This is a genomic window from Streptomyces sp. NPDC012888, from assembly GCF_042900645.1.
In the GTDB taxonomy this organism is placed as follows: domain Bacteria; phylum Actinomycetota; class Actinomycetes; order Streptomycetales; family Streptomycetaceae; genus Streptomyces.
The window spans coordinates 14042-30622 of the sequence record NZ_JBIBBM010000015.1 but is presented as its reverse complement, the minus strand read 5'-3'; the positions used below and the strand labels follow the sequence as shown (position 1 = coordinate 30622).

Annotated in this window: 16 protein-coding genes; 8 read left to right on the top strand and 8 right to left on the bottom strand. The window is 72.6% G+C overall.

What is annotated here, in order from left to right; translation table 11 throughout:
* The first annotated feature begins 178 nt into the window (after positions 1–178).
* Positions 179–994, top strand: coding sequence for a BTAD domain-containing putative transcriptional regulator (locus ACFY61_RS24290; RefSeq protein ID WP_389475003.1), 816 nt, complete (start codon positions 179–181; stop codon positions 992–994).
* 15 nt (positions 995–1009) lie between these two features.
* On the opposite strand, the gene ACFY61_RS24285 is transcribed toward ACFY61_RS24290, so the two are convergent.
* Entirely contained in the window at positions 1010–2290 is a 1281-nt protein-coding gene (locus tag ACFY61_RS24285; RefSeq protein WP_389475001.1) for a maleylpyruvate isomerase N-terminal domain-containing protein, read from the bottom strand.
* A complete protein-coding gene (locus ACFY61_RS24280) occupies positions 2287–2865 on the bottom strand; it encodes a sigma-70 family RNA polymerase sigma factor (protein ID WP_389474999.1) in 579 nt (192 codons plus the stop codon). Before ACFY61_RS24280 ends, ACFY61_RS24285 begins: the two co-directional genes overlap by 4 nt.
* Positions 2866–3158: 293 nt before the next feature.
* Between ACFY61_RS24280 and ACFY61_RS24275 the strand changes: the two genes are divergently transcribed.
* Positions 3159–3677 (top strand): EF-hand domain-containing protein, encoded by a 519-nt coding sequence (locus ACFY61_RS24275; RefSeq protein ID WP_389474997.1) that lies wholly within the window; start codon positions 3159–3161, stop codon positions 3675–3677.
* Positions 3678–3711: 34 nt separating this feature from the next.
* On the opposite strand, the gene ACFY61_RS24270 is transcribed toward ACFY61_RS24275, so the two are convergent.
* On the bottom strand, positions 3712–4926 hold the full coding sequence (locus ACFY61_RS24270; protein WP_389474996.1) for a serine hydrolase domain-containing protein: 1215 nt from the start codon (positions 4924–4926) through the stop codon (positions 3712–3714).
* Positions 4927–4997: 71 nt separating this feature from the next.
* Complete coding sequence (locus ACFY61_RS24265) at positions 4998–5606, bottom strand: TetR/AcrR family transcriptional regulator (protein ID WP_389474994.1); 609 nt, start codon at positions 5604–5606, stop codon at positions 4998–5000.
* A 103-nt stretch (positions 5607–5709) separates the two neighbouring features.
* Between ACFY61_RS24265 and ACFY61_RS24260 the strand changes: the two genes are divergently transcribed.
* Positions 5710–6660, top strand: a complete 951-nt coding sequence (locus ACFY61_RS24260) for an alpha/beta fold hydrolase (protein WP_389474993.1) — start codon at positions 5710–5712, stop codon at positions 6658–6660.
* Here the strand turns inward: ACFY61_RS24260 and ACFY61_RS24255 are convergent.
* Positions 6651–8189, bottom strand: coding sequence for a class I adenylate-forming enzyme family protein (locus ACFY61_RS24255; RefSeq protein ID WP_389474991.1), 1539 nt, complete (start codon positions 8187–8189; stop codon positions 6651–6653). The two genes, ACFY61_RS24260 and ACFY61_RS24255, sit on opposite strands and share 10 nt — an antisense overlap.
* 147 nt (positions 8190–8336) lie before the next feature.
* On the opposite strand from ACFY61_RS24255, the gene ACFY61_RS24250 reads away from it, so the two are divergent.
* From ACFY61_RS24250 to ACFY61_RS24235, 4 genes are all read left to right on the top strand, one after another.
* On the top strand, positions 8337–9524 hold the full coding sequence (locus ACFY61_RS24250) for an amidohydrolase family protein (protein WP_389474989.1): 1188 nt from the start codon (positions 8337–8339) through the stop codon (positions 9522–9524).
* A 13-nt stretch (positions 9525–9537) separates the two neighbouring features.
* The gene (locus tag ACFY61_RS24245) at positions 9538–10671 is read left to right on the top strand and encodes an acyl-CoA dehydrogenase (RefSeq protein ID WP_389474987.1); all 1134 of its coding nucleotides are present in this window, start codon (positions 9538–9540) and stop codon (positions 10669–10671) included.
* Between the two features lie 7 nt (positions 10672–10678).
* On the top strand, positions 10679–11632 hold the full coding sequence (locus ACFY61_RS24240) for an acyl-CoA dehydrogenase family protein (RefSeq protein WP_389474985.1): 954 nt from the start codon (positions 10679–10681) through the stop codon (positions 11630–11632).
* A gap of 304 nt (positions 11633–11936) precedes the next feature.
* A complete protein-coding gene (locus ACFY61_RS24235) occupies positions 11937–12398 on the top strand; it encodes an ATP-binding protein (RefSeq protein ID WP_389474983.1) in 462 nt (153 codons plus the stop codon).
* A gap of 176 nt (positions 12399–12574) precedes the next feature.
* Here the strand turns inward: ACFY61_RS24235 and ACFY61_RS24230 are convergent, their stop codons facing one another.
* From ACFY61_RS24230 to ACFY61_RS24220, 3 genes are all read right to left on the bottom strand, one after another.
* Positions 12575–13270, bottom strand: a complete 696-nt coding sequence (locus tag ACFY61_RS24230; protein WP_389474981.1) for a hypothetical protein — start codon at positions 13268–13270, stop codon at positions 12575–12577.
* Between the two features lie 247 nt (positions 13271–13517).
* On the bottom strand, positions 13518–14576 hold the full coding sequence (locus ACFY61_RS24225) for a helix-turn-helix domain-containing protein (RefSeq protein ID WP_389475314.1): 1059 nt from the start codon (positions 14574–14576) through the stop codon (positions 13518–13520).
* 79 nt (positions 14577–14655) lie between these two features.
* The gene (locus tag ACFY61_RS24220; RefSeq protein ID WP_389474979.1) at positions 14656–15582 is read right to left on the bottom strand and encodes a cyclase family protein; all 927 of its coding nucleotides are present in this window, start codon (positions 15580–15582) and stop codon (positions 14656–14658) included.
* A gap of 82 nt (positions 15583–15664) precedes the next feature.
* Here ACFY61_RS24220 and ACFY61_RS24215 point away from each other — a divergent pair, with 82 nt between their 5' ends.
* Positions 15665–16576 carry an SDR family oxidoreductase gene (locus tag ACFY61_RS24215; RefSeq protein WP_389474977.1) on the top strand — a complete coding sequence of 304 codons (912 nt, stop codon included), beginning with the start codon at positions 15665–15667 and terminating at the stop codon, positions 16574–16576.
* Positions 16577–16581: the final 5 nt, after the last annotated feature.

Here is a 16581-nt window from a genome sequence, read left to right as displayed (position 1 = left end):
GACACCGGACGAGCGGCAGGGGCCCACGAAGACGTATTCACGCACACACTCATGCCGTGAACGGCCGGCGAACGCGGTTCGGCGCCGACCACGCCGAGACCGCGCAACCGGCCGTTCCGGGTATCGAGTGATGGTCCGCGTTCCGTCGCGGGCCGTTTATTCAGCACGGGGGTGCCAGATGGCCGATGCCCGATGGGCGGCCGATATCAGACGTGAATCCGAACGCCCCGCGGGGGATTGGGGAGCGCGGCCCGGAGCCGTCGGGGCCGGCCGGCCCCGCCTCAACATCCTCGGCGAGGACGGCATTCACTTCGCGGGCAGGCAGAGCGAGCGGATGGCGCCCCGGGCGGCCGAGCTCCTGGCCTTCGTCCACCTCAGTCACCGGCAGGAAGTGCGCAGACCGGCGGTGTTGCGGGCGCTGTGGCCAGAGGAGGAACCGCGGACCGCGCGCCGCCGGCTCAGCCGGCTGCTCTGGCGCTGCGGGCACGTCCTGCCGCCCGGACTGCTCACCGTGGACGGCGAATCCATCGCCCTGGACCGGACGCTGGACAGCGACCACCAGGGTGCGCAGGCCGCGATCGACCGGATCCTGGCCGGGGAGACACCGGGGGAGTTCGACATCCGAATTCTGCACCGGAGGCTGCTGACGGACGTGACGGCGGAATGGACCGAGGAACACCGTTCCTACTACGACCGCCGCCGGACCCGGGCCCTGGAAAAGGCCACCGAAATGTTACTGCGGCGCAATCAGGCGGCTCCGGCCCTCCTGCACGCCGCATTCCTCAGCGAATGGCAGCCGTTGAACGAGAACGCCCGGCAACTCCTCTTCCGCGCCCTCCTCATGGACGGCGCCCCCGGACGGGCCCTGGAGGTCTTCCGCGCCTACCAGCACACCCTGCGCAAAGAGCTCGGCGCGGAACCCGGTGCCGAATTCCGCGACATGGCCAGGAACGCCGAACTCGGCTCCAGACGACCCACCCTGGTCTGCCGGTAGCGCCACCGGCGCGTCCTAGAGCCGGCTGAGGCTGGCGGCGGCGAAGAGCACGTCGCGGATCGCCTCGCGGTCGCCGTGCTGTCCCGCCGCCGCCTCGTCCGGAGTCACCCGCCCGGCGGTGAGCTGGCAGAACTCGACCCCGTCGAGGGCGATCTCGGCCACCGTGTGGTCGGCCGAGGTCGCCGCGGCCGGCGAGTCCAGCGCGATGTCCCAGGACCCGCCGCCCACGCCCTCGATCTCCAGGTGCAGGGTCCGGCCCGGTGACCCCGCCGCAACCAGGCTGCGCGGTGGCGCCGCCAGACCCGACCGGCGCCGCTCGGCCAGCGCGCCCGGCAGCAGCCGGGCCGCAAGGTCGATCATCCGGTTCAGGTGCGGGCCGGACGGCGGCTCGTACGGGTAGTCCACCGCGTCGGCGATGTCCCAGGCGTGCACCCAGCACTCGAACGCCCGCTCCAGGAAGGCGTCCGACAGCGGCAGCACCGTCTCCCCGTACGGCACCGAGAGATCGGCGACGCCCCGCCCCGCGAAGGACACCGTGCGCACCAGGGTGTGGCCCTGCTGCCGCCACGGTCCGCGGACCTGCCGGGTCGTCGGGTAGGGAGTGGAGTTCCAGAACCGCTCGGTGCGCCGCGAGGGGTCGGTGCCCGCGTCGGGGCCCAGTGGGTCGTCCAGGCCCAGTGCCGTCGCCACCAGCCCGTCCACCGACATCAGGTGTCCGATCACCCCGGCCACCGTGGTCTTCCGGGACTGCGGCCGCTCCTCCTCGAACCACTTCAGCCGTACCGGGGTGTGCCACTCCGAGTCCCCGAAGTCCCGCAGCAGCGCGTCCAGCCGGGCGGCTTCCGTGTCGTACGGGCCGGCCCAGCCCGGCACCGGGATCCGGGCCGGACGCTTGCCGAGACAGCCCTCCAGGACCCGCGAACGCAGCAGCGGGTTGAGGTCCAGGCTCTCGTCCGGGTGCAGCAGACCCACCGCGTCCCGCAGCCGCAGTGCCTCCTCGGCGCACGGCGCGCACTCGGTGAGGTGCTCCTCGACCGCCTGGGTCTCGGCGGCCGAGCAGGCCGCCAACGCCCACGCGCCCAGGAGGGACTTCAGCACCTCGTGGGAGGGCGGGCCGCCGGACGGCCGGGTGGTGTCGCCCGGTGACGGCACGACGGGATCGGTGACGGCGGGGCCGGCCGTGCCCGGTCGGGGAGCGGCCTCCGGAGGGAGGTCGTCGCAGGCCCCGCGCGGACCCGGTATGCGGTTCTGCCCGGGCAGCTGGTGTCCGTCGTCGAACCCGTCGTGGCCGTTCATCGTGAGGTTCCGTATCCGGGCGGTCCGTACCCGGGGCGGCCGGAGCCCTCCCGGGGGAGGAGGTTGGCCGTCGACAGCAGCTGGAGGCCGAGCCGCAGCCGGCGCCGGGCCTCGTCCTCGCTGATCTGGAGGTCGGCCGCGGCCTGCCGGTAGTCGCGGCGCTTGAAGTACGCGAGTTCCAGTGCGGCGCGCAGCGGTGCGGGCATCGAGGTGACGATGTAGTCGGCGCGGGCGGCGGCGTTGGCGGTGCGCACCTTCTGCTCCAGCTCCTCGCGGGAGCCGCGGCCGCCCTCGGCCTGCCGCAGCCGCGCCACCGCCTGGCCCTGGGTGATCCGGGCCACCCAGGAGCGCATGGACCCCTGTTTGGGGTCGTACGCGTCCGGGTTCTCCCAGATGTAGCCGAACACCTCGCGGGTGACCCGGTCCGCGGCCTGTTCGTCGCCGAGCACCCGGTGGGCGAGGCCGTGCACGAGCGAGGCGAAGCGGTCGTACAGCTCTCCGAGCGCGGCGGCCTCGCCGCGGGCGAGTCGTTGCTGCATCCTGCGGTCCCAACGCGGTGGCGTTTCCTTCGGCATGGAGCCCCCAGCTTCAGCCCTCGTCAGCCTCTCAGCCCTTGTCGACCCTCCCGAATGTAATGTCCGCGGGCCGGTCCGTGCCCGTTTTACGGGAAGCCGCCCCTGGAAGTGGGGGCTCCGTGCTAGGGGTACACGCGTGGTCCGCGGCGACGCGCCCCGTCGCGCTCCCCGTGCGCGGGTTCGATGCGGCCACCTGGTTGCCCGCTTGACTTAACGCGCAGGCCATGGAGGCCGTACGCTCCTGCCTTGTCTTGAACTGCACCCCACCGCACATGTGAAGGCGGATCTTCTTGATGGACAGCGCAGAGTACGAGCGCAAGATCGCCGCCCGATTCGCCACGTTCGACCAGGACGGCAACGGCTATATCGACCGGGAGGACTTCAGTGCCGCCGCCAAGGCGGTACTGGCCGAATTCGGTGTCACCGCACGCTCCGACAAGGGGCAGGCGCTCTTCATCGGGGCCGAGGCCTTCTGGCAGGGCATGGCCGGTATCGCCGACGTCGACGGCGACCAGCGGGTCACCCGTGAGGAGTTCGTGACCGGCGCGGCCAAGCGCCTCCACGACAACCCGCAGCGGTTCGCGGAGATCGCCCGGCAGTTCCTGCACGCGGTGATCGCGGTCGCCGACGAGGACGGGGCCGGCGTGACGCCCGGGGCTGCCGTGCGGGTGCTGCGCGTCCTGGGCTCGGACGCGGAAGTGGCCGGGAAGGTCGCCGCGTACCTGGACGCCGACGAGGACGGCCGGATCTCGGAGGAGCAGATCCTGGCGGCCTTCGCCGGCTACTGCGGCGTGGAGCCGCCGGACGCGTGACGCGTCACGCCCGGAGCGTGGGCCCGCGGGGAGGCTAGCGCTTCCCCGCCGGGCTCTGGTTGGGCTGCGGCGGGTGGGCGGGGGCCGGCAGGGTCCACACGTGGGCGGGGGTCACGATCTCGGTGACGGCCCGTCCCAGGACGGTGCTGGAGTTGCCTTCGGGGCCGTCCTGGTCGGAGTTCACCTGGATCACCAGGGTGGCGCCGGCCGACGGGAGCCGCGCGGCCACCGTCTCGTAGCCGGGCAGTTCTCCGTTGTGGCCCAGCCAGCCGTTGATGTTCGCGATGCCCAGGCCGTAACCGATGCCCGGGTAGCCGACGTTCTCGGTCTTCAGCCGTTGCGCCTGGGTGGCGGGGTCGAGCAGCCGGGTGCCGTCCGGTTCGGCTCCGGAGACGAGGACGGGGACCCAGGCGTGCAGGTCCTCCAGGTCGGAGATGACCGCGCCGGCGGCCCAGGCCCAGGACGGGTTCCACCGCGAGGCGTCCGTGGTCTTCCCGTCGGGGGTGAAGTCCGTGTACCCGTGCGCGTAGGGCGTGGGGATCGTGCCGTCGGACGGGAACGAGGTGTCGTCCAGGCCGACCCGGCGGAAGACGTTCTCCTCCAGGTAGTCGCCGAGCGGCTGTCCGGAGACCTTCTCGACGAGTAGCCCGAGCAGCACGGTGTTTGTGTTGCTGTACTGCCACCTGGCGCCGGGGGCGAAGTTCGCGGGGTGCTTGAAGGCGACGTCGAGCAGTTGGCGAGGGGTCCAGGGCCGGTCGGGGTCGTCCCGCATGGCGGTCAGGAAGCCGTTGTCCTCGGTGTAGTCGTAGAGGCCGCTGCGCATGGCGGCGAGCTGGCGGACGGTGATCCGGTCGCCCCCCGGGACGCCGTCCAGGTAGCGCCCGACGGGGTCGTCCAGCCGTACCTTCCCGTCGTCGACGAGGCGGAGCACCGCGGTGACGGTGAAGGTCTTGGTGACGCTGCCGACCCGGCTGAACAGGTCGGTCTTCATGGGTGTGCCGGTGGCCGTGTCGGCCTTGCCGAAGGAGCGCACGTACGATCCGCGGCCGTCGATCCACAGCCCGACGTTGGCGCCGGGGATCCCGGTCCGCTCGATCGCCGCCTCGACGGCCCGGTCGAGGCGTTCGACGGTGGCGGGGTCGAGGCCGGTTCGTGGGGGTGCCGCGGTGGCGGGTGCCTGGGCGGTGCCGATCAGGGCGATCAGCAGGGCGGCGGCGGCACGGGCGGTACGGCTGCGGAGTCCTGGCATGGCGCATCACCTCGGACCTCCCAGCGTACGAAGGGCGTCCGGGGTCGGCGACCGGGCCGGGGGACGGCCGCCTACGGGGCGGGCGGGAGGATGCGGTCGAGCTGGTGGCGCAGTACGGCGGTCGCGGACTGGGCGGTGCGGTAGCCGGTGAGCACGCTGGTGCCGAGGCCGGCGGACATGGCCAGCAGGGCGGCGGCCTCGGCGCCGGGGTCGGTTCCGGGGGCCGCCCGTCCCGTCTCGACGGCCTTCCGGAGCAGCGCGGTGACGGCGTCCTCGGCGGCCCGTGCGTTGCCGAAGGGCGGTTGTGCGGCGAGCGCCGGGTCGGTGACCGCGAGGAGGGTGTACGAGGTGTGGAGGAGGTGGAAGGCGCGGCTCTCCTCGTCCACGGGCAGCGCGGCCAGCAGCAGGGCCTCGATGACGGTGCGCGGGCCGGGGTCGGCGCCGGCGGTGGCGATCCGGGCGGTGACCCGCGCGGTGAAACCGTCGACCAGGTGCTGGAGGCCGTGGAGCAGCAGTTTCTCCTTGGTCTCGAAGTAGTACTGCACCAGCCGGAGGGAGACGCCGGCCTCCGCGGCGACGTCGCGCATGCCGACCGCGTGCAGGCCGCGCGCGGCGGCCACCCGGATCAGGGCCTCGGCGATCTGGCTGCGCCGTTTTTCGTGGTCCACGCGCTTGGGCACCGTCCGCCTCTCCGTCCTGCTCGGCCGACCTTGATGGTACAGCCGTACCAACATCATGGTACGGTCGTATCACGAAAAACGGACCCCAGGAGGTGGCCCCGCCGTGCCCGAGAACACCCCACGCGCCCGCAAGGACGTCGGCCGGTACGTCAACGACACCCTGCGCGACCGCTACTTCGCCGCGTGCGACGCCGTCTACGCCATGGGGGCCCCCATCCGCTCCGAGACCGACGTGGAGACCTCCTTCGGCACCACCCACGTCTACCGGTACGGCCCCGAGGGCCGTGACGGCACCGACGGCTCCCCCGGCGGGGACCGGACCCCGGTGGTCCTGATCCACGGCGCGGGCTCCTGCGCCGCCACCTGGTACCCCAACACGCCGGCCCTCGCCGCCGACCGTCCCGTGTACGCCCTGGACACGCCCGGCGACGCCAACCGCAGCGTGCACCGCGAACCGATGTGGCAGCCGGAGCGCGCCGCCCAGTGGCTCGACGAGGCGCTCGACGGCCTCGGCCTGGACCGGGTCCACCTCGTCGGCGCGTCCTACGGCGGCTGGCTGGTGCTGAACGCGGCGCACCGCCGGCCCGGACGGCTCGCGTCGGTCACCGCGCTCGACCCCGGCGGGCTGGAGAAGGTGGGCCTGCGCTTCTTCGCCTGGGTGTTCGTCAGCCTGTTCGCCACCTTCGCGCCCCGGCCGCTGCGCCGGCGGCTCGCCGAGTGGCTCCAGCAGCCGGTGCTGGTCGTGCCCGAGCTGCGCGCGATGGTGCTGGCCGGGGTGCGGGCGTACCGGATCCGCCGCCCCGCGCCGCTGCCGCTGACCGAGCAGGAGCTGGCCTCCGTCCGGACCCCGCTGTACGTGGTGCTGGGCAGGCGCAGCCTGCTGCTGGACCCGAAGCGGCAGCTGGAGCGGGTGCCGCGGCTGGTTCCCGGCGCCCGGGCCGAGATCGTCGACGCGACCGGGCACGGCCCGCAGTTCGACCACGCCGACGAGGTCAACCGCCGGATGCTGGACTTCATGCGGGACGTGGACCGGCTGCCGGCGGGTCAGGCGTAGCGCTCCCTGAGCTTGTACTTCAGGACCTTGCGCAGGGTGTCGTTGCGGGGGAGGGCCTCGACCAGCTCCAGCTGCTCCGGCAGCTTGTGGGTGGCGAGGCCCTCGGCGCGCAGGTGGGCGGTGACGGCGGCCAGGGTCAGCGGCTCGGCGTCCGCCGGCTGCTCGACCACCGCGCAGACGCGTTCCCCGCGTTCGGGGTCGGGCAGGCCGATCACGGCGACGTCGCCGACGCCGGGCAGGGTGTGCAGGAGGTCCTCGATCTCCTTGGCGGAGACGTTCTCGCCCTTGCGGATGATCACGTCCTTGGTGCGGCCGGTGAGGACCAGGTGGCCGTCCGCGGTCAGCCGGCCGAGGTCGCCGGTGACCAGGTAGCCGTCGGCGTCGAAGGCCTCGGCCGACTGGAGCGGGTCGAGGTAGCCGCGGCAGACGGCCTCGCCGCGCAGCCGGACCTCGCCCTCGGTGCCGGCGGGCAGGGGTTTGCCGTCGGGGTCGGTGATCCGGACCGACATGCCGGCCGGGGGCCGCCCCTCGGTCGTGGCCAGGTTCTCCGGGGTGTCGTCCGGCGAACCCATGGTGATCATGGGTACCTCGGTCATGCCGTAGCCGTGGGTGAGCCGGCAGCCGAGCTCGCGGACCACCGCGTGGTAGAGCTCGGGCGGCTTGGGCGCCCCGCCGCCGGCCAGCAGCCGCAGGGTGGGGACGAGCTTCTCGCCGGGCGGCAGCCTGCGCTGTTCGGCCAGGAACATGGAGTAGAAGGCGGTGGAGCCGCCCGCGACGGTGACTCCGTGCCGCCGGTAGCCCTCCAGGGCGTCGGGCATCGCGAACTTCTCGAACAGGACGGCGGGGAAGCCGTAGAGCAGCAGCATCACCAGGTAGTCGGGGCCGCCTATGTGAGCGTACGGGAAGGCGATCGAGCCGACGTCCGCGGAGGTCAGCCGGAGCGCGTGCGCCAGGCAGGAGCCGCCGGCGATGAGGGAGCGGTCGGTGTGCAGCACTCCCTTGGGTTCGGAGGTGGTGCCGGAGGTCCAGTAGATCCACCGGACGTCCCTGCCGGAGGCCGGGGGTGCGGGCAGGGCGGCCGGGTCGCCGTCGGGCAGCTCCTCGTAGGCCTCGAAGACACCGCGGGCGCCGAGGCGGGCGGCCATCGCGGTGTGGTCGAAGCCGCGCCAGGCGCCCGGTACGGCGAAGAAGTCGGCCTGGGCGGCGTCGAGGGCGAAGCCGACCTCGCGGTCCCGGTAGAAGGGGATGACCGGGGACTGGACGGCTCCGGTCCGGGCCAGGGCGACGGACAGCAGGACCGTCTCGATGCGGGTGGGCAGCTGCCAGGCGACCACCGTGCCGGGTCGGACGCCCATGGCGTGCAGGCCGGCGGCCACGCGTTCGGCGCGGTCGCGCAGCGCGCCGAAGGTGAGGGTGCGGCCGCTCTCCGCCTGGATCAGGGCCGGGGTGTCCGGGGTGAGCGCGGCGCGGCGGGCGACGAGTTCCCACAAGGTGGCGGACCGGTCCAGTTCCGTTGCGGTGTCCGTCATGCCCGGGCCTTTCGTGCGGTTGCTGCCGGCAAGGACCTGACGTTGTGTCAGATCAGACGGAGAGAGTAGGACGACACCGCTTTACGGTCCAGGGTCCCCGGGGCTAGCTTCTTTCTGACGGGTCATCAGAAACGGTGAGGGGACTCCATGGAACTGCCTCGGATCATCAGCGTCGACGACCACGTGATCGAGCCCGCCCACCTGTTCGACCGGTGGCTCCCCGCCAAGTACCGCGACCGCGGACCCCAGGCGGTCACCGCGGGCATCGGCGAGCTCGTCTACACCGGCGGGAAGTACGTCATCTCCATGGACCCCGACGGCCCGCCCACCGACTGGTGGATCTACGAGGACCTCAAGTTCCCGTACAAGCGCAACATCGCCGCCGTCGGCTTCGACCGCGACGACATGACCCTGGAAGGCATCACCCGCGAGGAGATGCGGCGCGGCTGCTGGGACCCCAAGGCCCGGCTGGCCGACATGGACCTCAACCACGTCGAGGCCTCGCTCTGCTTCCCGACCTTCCCCCGCTTCTGCGGCCAGACCTTCGCGGAGGCCCACGACAAGGAGGTCGCACTGGCCTGCGTGCGCGCGTACAACGACTGGATGGTCGAGGAGTGGTGCGGCGACAGCGGCGGCCGGCTGATCCCCCTGTGCATCATCCCGCTCTGGGACATCGACCTCGCCGTCGCCGAGGTCCGCCGCAACGCCGCCCGCGGCGTCAGGGCCGTCACCTTCTCCGAGATCCCCACCCACCTGGGCCTGCCGTCCATCCACTCCGGCTACTGGGACCCCTTCTTCGCCGTCTGCCAGGAGACCGGCACGGTCGTGAACATGCACATCGGCTCCTCCTCCCAGATGCCCGCCGCCTCCCCCGACGCCCCGCCCGCCGTCCAGGCCTCCCTCAGCTTCAACAACGCCATGGCCTCGATGATGGACTTCCTCTTCAGCGGCGTGCTGGTGAAGTTCCCCCGGCTGAAGCTCGCCTACAGCGAGGGCCAGATGGGCTGGATCCCGTACGCCCTGGAGCGGGCCGACGACGTGTGGCAGGAGCACCGCGCCTGGGGCGGGGTCCGCGACCTGATCCCCGAGCCCCCGTCCACCTACTACTACCGGCAGATCTTCTGCTGCTTCTTCCGCGACAAGCACGGCATCGAGGCCATCGACATCGTCGGCCGCGACAACGCCACCTTCGAGACCGACTACCCGCACGTCGACTCGACCTTCCCGCACACCAAGGAGGTCGCCCTCGACCACGTCAAGGACCTCGACCAGGAGACCGTCCACAAGCTGATGCGCGGCAACGCCATCCGCATGCTGGGCCTGGACCTGGTCTGACGGGGCCGCGGACATGGACCTGACCTGCACCCCCGAGGAGGAGGGGTTCCGGGACCGGCTGCGCAAGTGGCTGGCCGAGGTGCTCCCCCAGCTGCCGGACAAGCCCTCGCCCGCCGACTGGCCGGGCCGCCGCGCCTACGACGCCGGCTGGCAGCGCATGCTCCACGACGCCGGCTACGCCGACGTGCACTGGGACGCCTCCCCGACCCAGAGGCTGATCTTCCTGGAGGAGACGGAACGCGCCGGAGCCCCCTATGTCGGCGCCAACTTCGTCGGCCTGCTGCACGCCGGGCCGACCGTCGCCGCGGAGGGCACCCCGGCCCAGCGCGAACGCTGGCTCCCGCCCATCCTGCGCGGCGACGAGATCTGGTGCCAGGGCTTCTCCGAACCCGGCGCCGGGTCCGACCTGGCCGCGCTGCGCACCCGGGCCGTCCGCGACGGGGACCACTACGTCGTCAGCGGCTCCAAGATCTGGACCTCGCACGCCGAGGTGGCCGACTGGTGCGAACTCCTGGTCCGCACCGACCCCGACGCCCCCAAGCACCGCGGGATCAGCTGGCTGGCCATGCCGATGGACGCGCCGGGCGTCACCGTACGGCCGCTGCGCACCCTGGCCGGCTCCACCGAGTTCGCGGAGGTCTTCCTCGACGAGGTGCGGGTGCCGGTCGCCAACCGGGTCGGGGAGGAGAACGACGGCTGGCGGGTCACCATGGTGACCCTCTCCTTCGAACGCGGCACCGCCTTCGTCGGCGAGGTCGTCGCCTGCCGGCGCACCCTGGGCGAGCTGGCCCGCGAGGCCCGCCGCACCGGCCGCTGGGACGACGCCGTGCTGCGGCGCAGGCTGGGCCGGCTCCACGCGGAGTTCGGCGCGCTGTGGCGGCTCACCCAGTGGAACGTCAGCGAGGCCGAGAGGACCGGCGGGGTGCCCGGAGCGGGCGGCTCGGTCTTCAAGCTCCGCTACTCGCACGCCCGGCAGGAGCTGTACGACACGGCCGCCGAGCTGCTCGGGAGCGGGTCGCTGGAGGCGGACCGGGACTGGGTCCTGGACCGGATGTCCTCCCTCTCCTACACCATCGCCGCCGGCACCTCGCAGATCCAGCACGACATCGTCGCCGAGCGGATCCTCGGCCTTCCGAAGGGCCGGTGAGGGCACGGTGGAGTTCCGTCTGACCGAGGACCAGCAGGCCCTGCGCAACGGCGTACGGGAACTGCTCGCGGGCCGGTACGGGCGCGAGGCGCTGCGCGCCTCCCTGGACGCGCCGGCGGCCGTCGACCGGCGGCTGTGGCGGGAGCTCGGCGACGCCGGGTTCTTCTCGCTGCGGCTGTCCGGGGAACGGGGCGGGGTCGGGCTGGGCATGCCGGAGGCGGTGCTGGTCTTCGAGGAGGCCGGCCGGGCGCTGCTGCCGGGGCCCCTGGTGGCCACCCATCTGGCCGCCGGGGTGGTGCCGGGCGCGGCCGAGGGGCGGGCGGTGGTCACGGCGTACGACCTGCCGGGCGGCCTCGTGGCGTACCTGGCGGAGGCGGACGCGGTGCTCGGGGCCGGCGCCCCGGTCGACGGCACACCGACGGCCTCGGTGGACCCGCTGACCCCGCTGCACCGCGTGGCCGGGGCCGGCGGGGGTGACGGTGCCGGCGGGGGTGACGGTGCCGGCGGGGGCCGCGGGTCCGGCGCGTACCGGGAGGAGGGTGCTCTGCTGACCGCGGCGCTCCAGCTGGGCGGGGCGCTGCGGACGGTGGAGCTGGCGGTGGAGCACGCCCGGACCCGGGAGCAGTTCGGGCAGCCGATCGGGGCGTTCCAGGCGGTCAAGCACCTGTGCGCGCGGATGCTGGTGCGGGCGGAGCTGGCCCGTGCCGCGGTCTACGCGGCGGCGGTCACCGGGGACCCCGGCGAGATCCGGGGCGCCAAGCTGCTGGCGGACGACGCGGCGGTGCGGGGAGCCCGGGACTGCCTGCAGGTGCACGGCGGCATGGGGTTCACCTGGGAGGCGGACGTCCACCTGTACCTGAAACGGGCGTGGCTGCGGGCGGAGCAGTGGCTGACGGCGGCGGAGGCGGAGGAGGCCCTGGCGGCGGAACTGGCGGCGGAACCGGAGGGGGGAGCGGGGTAACGGGCCCGACACCGAAGGACGCATGTCCGATTACACAGAGTTGATATCGGTTCGTGTCCTTCGTCCGTCTCGTTACGCGCCGGAGTCGGGGGTCGGCTCCGGTACGCTCCCGTCAATGCGAGCGGTTGAGCGGCGTGAGCGCCGCGCAGTATGCACTACGCCTACTCCTTCGCGCTGGAATATGACCGAAGCGCTTGTTGTGGTGACTGTACGTCAACCATGCTGCTCCGCAAGGGGGTCACGGTCGGTGATCCCGTCGTCCTTTCGCGAGGCGAAGTGTCCGCCGGTTCGGATGGTGTGAGCGGTGCAGGTGCTTCAGGTTCAGCTGGAAGTCGGCCCGGATCCCGCGGAGGTCGGCCGGGCGCGCAGATGGGCGCGTTCCCGGCTGGCCGGTTCCGGCATAGGGGACGACGAACCGCTGGCGGAGACGCTCATCCTGCTGATCTCCGAGCTGGTCACCAACGCCGTCGTGCACACCGGCTGTCCCGCGGTCCTGCGGATGCTGCTCGGCGGCCCCGGCGTGCGGGTGGAGGTCGCCGACAGCAGCGACCGCCCGCCGTCCCCGCGCCACGCGGACGGCGAGGACACCGGGGGCCGGGGCCTGGAGCTGGTGGTGGGGCTGGCGGACCGCTGGGGATGGCAGCGGGAGGGCGCCGGCAAGCGCGTCTGGTGCGAGGTGGACCGGGCCGCGAAACCGGACGGCAGGGCCTCCGCAGGACCTGGTGAAGATTTTGCGCACTCCCGGGAACCGCGCGTGTACCTCTAACGAGGTGTTGACGGTTCGTCACACGTTGATCACCCTGGAGTGAGCGATTCGTCGCGAGGGGACGTCAAGGTTCCGCAAGGGTTCTCCTTGGCGAGTGCGGGTCGTGGGGTGGCGGCTGCCGTGCCGCGCTCGGGGCGTGCACGACCGTACGCCGCCACCCGCAGCACCCGGTCCCGTCAGCCCTTCGCGCAGATCACGTCGTACGGGCGGCCGACCGCGATGGTCAGCTGCATCGGCTCGGTCGTGCCCGCCGGGCATTCGCCCTTGTCCTTGACCAGGCCGAGCACCTTGTACGTGCCCGAGCCGCCGGAAGCGCAGGCGACCTCCTGGGCCTGCGAGTCGATGCAGTCGCCCTTGACCAGCTGTCCGCCGCCGGCGCCTGCGTCGCCCGGGTGGTCACCCGAGAGGTTCCGCCCGCAGACGGTGTTCGTGGGGATCCCGCTGCCCTTGCCGCTCGAGCCGTAGGAGATGCTCACCTGGATCATCAGGTCGGTGCCGGCCGGGCACTGGATCGAACCGGGCAGGATGCTCGCGTCCTTGATGTCGATCGCCTTGAACGTGGCGCCGGAGTCGGAGCACTTCAGCGGCCGGTACCCGTCCGGCTGCCGCTTCGGGTCGGGGCCGCCGCAGTCGCCCACCTTCCAGGAGCTGGAGGTGTCGGAGGAGGACTCGGGATCACCCGGCTCCGGGGTCTTGGCGGACGGCCGGGCGGCGACGGACGCGGAAGCCGACGGCTCGCCCTCGCCCTCGCCCAGCAGCTGGGACGCCCCGTAGACGCCACCGGCGACCAGGGCGAGCACCAGCAGCCCGGCGAGCTTCCCGCCGGACCGCCGCGGCGGCGGGGGCGGCGTGACCTGGTACGGGTTGGCCATGCGCTTCTCCTCTGGGGGTGAGGTGTGCGGGGGGTGACGCGCGAATGGGGACGCGTCATGAACACCTCACGGTTCCCGAACGTGCCACCCCGCTACACCGGCTCCGCCTCCGCCGAAACCAACGTCGGCTGGAGCGGGTTGCGGGCCGCGGGCCGGGAGGTCCCCAGTTCCTCCCGGGCCGCGGGCGTGCGGGGACGCGCGTCCCCGGGGCGGTCGGGCCCGCTCTTGCCCTCGCCCAGCGGGGAGCCTATGCAGGTGCGGGCGGGTGTGGTGTGCGAGGCGTGCGCGACGGTGCGACATTCCGTGCAGCCGGGTCGGCCAGGGACTCGCCGCGGTGCTGGGTCGGGGTGACGCCGTACTCCTCCCGGAAGGCGCGGGAGAACGCCGTGGCGCTGGTGAAGCCCCGGCGCGCGGCGATGGACTGGATGGTGTGCCGGCTCAGCTCCGGGTCCGCCAGGTCCTCGTGGGCGCGGGCGAGGCGGAGCCGGCGGATGACCGTGGCGATGCCGCCGCGGCCCGCCTGCCCGTACCCGTACCCGTCCTCGTCCTCGTACAGGCTGTAGAGGGTGCGCAGCGAGATGGCGTGCTGGGCGGCGATCGCACGCGGCGTCAGTTCCGGGTCGCAGAGGTTGTGTTCGACGAACCGGTCGATGCGGGCGCGCAGTGCCCGGCCGTGTGCCTCGGCCGGGAGCTCCGCGGGCAGGTCGAGGTGTTCGGCCAGGCAGGCCGCGACCAGGTCGGTGGTGATGCCCGCCAGCCGGGCCAGGTCCTGCGGTGCGCAGTCGGGGCCCTCGGCGTGCAGGGAGGTCAGGAACCGGCCCAGGATCGCCGCCATCCCCGTACGGGCCGGGATGCGCCGGGCGAGGATGCGGTCCACCCGCTCGGGACGGAAGGGCAGGGCGGAGCGCGGGAGTTGCAGGACGACCGCCTCGACGTGGCCGTCGGCGTCCGGGACCCCGGCCTCCCAGGGGTAGGAGCTGTTCCAGAACACCATGTCTCCGGCGGACAGCGCCGTGCCGTTGTCCCGCTGGGTGATCCACTCGCTTCCCGAGGTCACCAGGGCGAGCTGGTACTGCTCCGGGTCGCTGCGCCGGATCAGGGCCGGTGTGCGGCGCGAACGCAGCGGGGAGTACAGGAACTTCGACACCTGGAGCGCGCCCAGGTCGAGTGCGGACACCTGGGCGTCGAAGGTGTCCGTCCGGTCGGTGCTCAGGGCGGTGGGCATCAGTTCGCTGGCGACCACCGCGTTGAACCACTCGAACCGGTCCGCCTCCGGTACGCCGTCAGCCGAGATGTCCACCCACATCGGTCGCACGTCCCCTCTCGCCCGGGCCCGGGGCCCGGGCCCGTGCCCAGGCTAGAGGATCACGTCCGGGGTTCCCGGATCAGAGGACCGCCACCGGTGCGACGGGGGTGCCGGTGCCGCCGACGAAGGGCTCGGGCATGGCGGAGAGGAGGAAGCTGTGCCGGCCCTCTTCTGCACAGGCTGTGGACAACGTCTCCAGGTTCCAGTTCTGGCCCTGGTGCATGCCCATCTCGACCAGGTCCAGGGCGTGCACCGGCAGCCACAGGTTCTCGATCTCGGGCGGGAAGATCTCGAAGGTGAGCGTGTCGTTGGCGACGGCGGCCACGTCGCGCGCGTGGAACCACTCCGGGGTGTGCAGGGAGAGGCCGGGCGAGGGGAAGCCGTAACCGTGCCGGTCGCCCGCCAGGTAGCTCTGGATCTGCCCGGTGCGGACCAGTACGACGTCGCCGGCCCGCACCTTCACCCGGCCGAACTCCTCCGCCTCGGCCAGGTCGGCGGGGGTGACGGCGTGGTCGCCGGGCAGCCGGTCCAGCCCCTTGGCGCGGGCCACGTCGAGCAGTACGCCGCGCGAGACGATCGGGGTGGCCTTGTCGATGCCGCTGTACCGGGCGCGGGTGTGCGCGGTGATCGAGTCGGCGGGCCGGCCGTTGTAGATCCGGCCCGAGTGGGAGACGTGGGTCAGGGCGTCCCAGTGGGTGGCCGCCTGGAGGCCCATGGTCACGGTGTCGTCGCTGCAGGCCACCGTGCCCGGGCCGAAGAGCTCCTGGTTGATCTGGACCATGGTGTGCAGCGGGTTGATCCGCCCCGGGATCAGGCCCGCCTGTACGCCGTCCTCCTTGAGCGGGAGGGCGAGCGGGACGCGGCGCCCGGTCCGTACCCCGGCGGCGGCCGCGCGCACCACGTCCGGGGTGATCAGGTTCAGCGTGCCGATCTCGTCCTCGGCGCCCCAGCGGCCCCAGTTGTTCACGCGCTTGGCGATGTCGTGGAACTCGGCCGGCATGGACACGGTGCCTCCTGAGGTCTTGTGCGCCCACATCTGACAGGCCATAGAATCTAACGGTCCGTCAGAAAACGGGAAGGGGCCGGACGTGGGGAACTTCTTGGCAGGCAAGGTCGTCGCGGTCACCGGCGCCGGCCGGGGCATCGGAAGGGCCGTCGCGCTCGCCGCCGCCGCCGAGGGCGCGAAGGTCGTCGTCAACGACTACGGGGTGTCCATCGAGGGCGGGGAACCGACCAGTGAGGTCGCCGAGTCGGTGGTGAAGGAGATCACCGCGGGCGGCGGGCAGGCCGTAGCGGTGGCCGACGACATCTCCACCATGGCGGGCGGGCAGCGGATCGTGGACACCGCCCTCGCCGAGTACGGGCGGATCGACGGAGTCGTGTGCGTGGCCGGCATCCTGCGCGAACGCATGCTGTTCAACATGGGCGAGGAGGAGTGGGACCCCGTGGTCGCCACCCACCTCAAGGGCACCTTCACCGTCTTCCGGGCTGCCTCCGCCGTCATGCGCAGGCAGGGCTCCGGCACCCTGATCGGGTTCACCAGCGGCAACCACCAGGGCAGCGTGGCCCAGGCCAACTACTCGGCCGCCAAGGGCGGGATCATCTCGCTGGTCCGCTCCGCCGCACTCGGCCTCCACAAGTACGGGGTGACCGCCAACGCGGTCGCCCCCGTGGCCCGGACCCGCATGTCCGCCAACGTGCCCATGGAGCTGAAGGAGATCGGCGAGCCCGAGGACGTCGCCGCGCTCGTCACCTACCTGCTGTCCGACCGGGCCCGGGCGGAGGGCATCACCGGGCAGGTCTACACGATCGCCGGCCCGAAGATCGCGGTGTGGGCGCAGCCGCGGGAGCTCCGCGCCGGTTACGCCGACGGGGCCTGGACCCCCGAACGGATCGCCGACTTCCTGCCCGGGACCGTGGGGACCGACCCCATGCCGATGCTGGCCCAGCTGGAGGCCATGGCCAAGGCCGCGGCCGCCAAGGACCGGCCCAACGCGTAGGGGGA

Coding starts and splice junctions, on each gene's coding strand:
- ACFY61_RS24290 (WP_389475003.1), top strand. CDS start 179: ATGGCCGATGCCCGATGGGCGGCCGATATCAGACGTGAATCCGAACGC.
- ACFY61_RS24285 (WP_389475001.1), bottom strand. CDS start 2,290: ATGAACGGCCACGACGGGTTCGACGACGGACACCAGCTGCCCGGGCAG.
- ACFY61_RS24280 (WP_389474999.1), bottom strand. CDS start 2,865: ATGCCGAAGGAAACGCCACCGCGTTGGGACCGCAGGATGCAGCAACGA.
- ACFY61_RS24275 (WP_389474997.1), top strand. CDS start 3,159: ATGGACAGCGCAGAGTACGAGCGCAAGATCGCCGCCCGATTCGCCACG.
- ACFY61_RS24270 (WP_389474996.1), bottom strand. CDS start 4,926: ATGCCAGGACTCCGCAGCCGTACCGCCCGTGCCGCCGCCGCCCTGCTG.
- ACFY61_RS24255 (WP_389474991.1), bottom strand. CDS start 8,189: ATGACGGACACCGCAACGGAACTGGACCGGTCCGCCACCTTGTGGGAA.
- ACFY61_RS24250 (WP_389474989.1), top strand. CDS start 8,337: ATGGAACTGCCTCGGATCATCAGCGTCGACGACCACGTGATCGAGCCC.
- ACFY61_RS24245 (WP_389474987.1), top strand. CDS start 9,538: ATGGACCTGACCTGCACCCCCGAGGAGGAGGGGTTCCGGGACCGGCTG.
- ACFY61_RS24230 (WP_389474981.1), bottom strand. CDS start 13,270: ATGGCCAACCCGTACCAGGTCACGCCGCCCCCGCCGCCGCGGCGGTCC.
- ACFY61_RS24225 (WP_389475314.1), bottom strand. CDS start 14,576: ATGTGGGTGGACATCTCGGCTGACGGCGTACCGGAGGCGGACCGGTTC.